Origin of the sequence: Halomonas sp. SIMBA_159, assembly GCF_046536035.1 — a bacterium.
Lineage (GTDB): Bacteria > Pseudomonadota > Gammaproteobacteria > Pseudomonadales > Halomonadaceae > Vreelandella > Vreelandella venusta_A.
Genome location: NZ_JAWJBT010001177.1, coordinates 1 through 250 on the forward strand (window position 1 = coordinate 1; position 250 = coordinate 250).

At 58.8% G+C, this 250-nt stretch carries 1 protein-coding gene; it reads left to right on the top strand.

Translation table 11 applies throughout. The annotated features are described in order from the left end of the window. Window positions 1-250 (top strand): hypothetical protein (locus R0J87_RS22970; protein WP_498889248.1); only part of this gene is annotated, 250 nt, incomplete at both ends.

Genomic DNA, 250 nt, shown 5'->3' on the forward strand with positions numbered 1-250 from the left:
GTGATGGACATGTCCCGCACTGTCCCTGATGGCGGCTGGGCTGAGCGTCCTGCACTGGTGAACCGCGAAGATGCGGTGATTTATGAAGTGCATGTCCGCGATTTCACCATCGATGCCAGCTCTGGTGTCAGCGCAGACAAGCGCGGTAAGTACCTGGGGATGGTTGAAAGCGGCACCCGTTACAACGGGCTGAAAACGGGCATTGATCATCTGGTCGATCTGGGCATCACCCACGTCCAGCTGCTGCCCG